Genomic DNA, 507 nt, shown 5'->3' on the forward strand with positions numbered 1-507 from the left:
AAAATATTAGCTTCACGGCGACTGATCCAGGTGGTGAGTCAGTGACACAAGCGATTGTATTTACTGTTAACCCAGTGAATGATGCACCGACGTTAGCGGATGTGACGACTGCCATTACTGATACAGCGGCAGCCGATAGCTTCGATGCAACTACAGGCACATTAACAGCAAGTGATATTGATGACACAGCCTTTACTTACGACTTCACTGACGGCACAGATACTCATGTGGGTACGTACGGTACATTAACCTTAGCAAGCGACGGCAGTTACAGCTTTGCGCCAAACGCAGCAGCGATTGATGCGTTATCAAGCGACACCACTGAAACCTTTACGGTCCGTGTTACGGATAGTGGCGGCGATGCTGGTATTGATAATGCATTAAGCGATACTGCAACGTTTACGATAGATATCACGGCAGCGAACGATACGCCGATTAACAGTACTGATATTCCTGATCAAACACAAAACGAAGACTTCGCCGAATACACTATCGATTTAAAAGAAT

The 507-nt window shown here is 46.0% G+C and carries 1 protein-coding gene; it reads left to right on the top strand.

What is annotated here, in order from left to right; all coding sequences use genetic code 11:
* Positions 1-507 (top strand): Ig-like domain-containing protein (locus tag SP041_RS20815; RefSeq protein ID WP_205961236.1); only part of this gene is annotated, 507 nt, incomplete at both ends.

Origin of the sequence: Psychromonas sp. SP041 (assembly GCF_000470315.2) — a bacterium.
Lineage (GTDB): Bacteria > Pseudomonadota > Gammaproteobacteria > Enterobacterales > Psychromonadaceae > Psychromonas.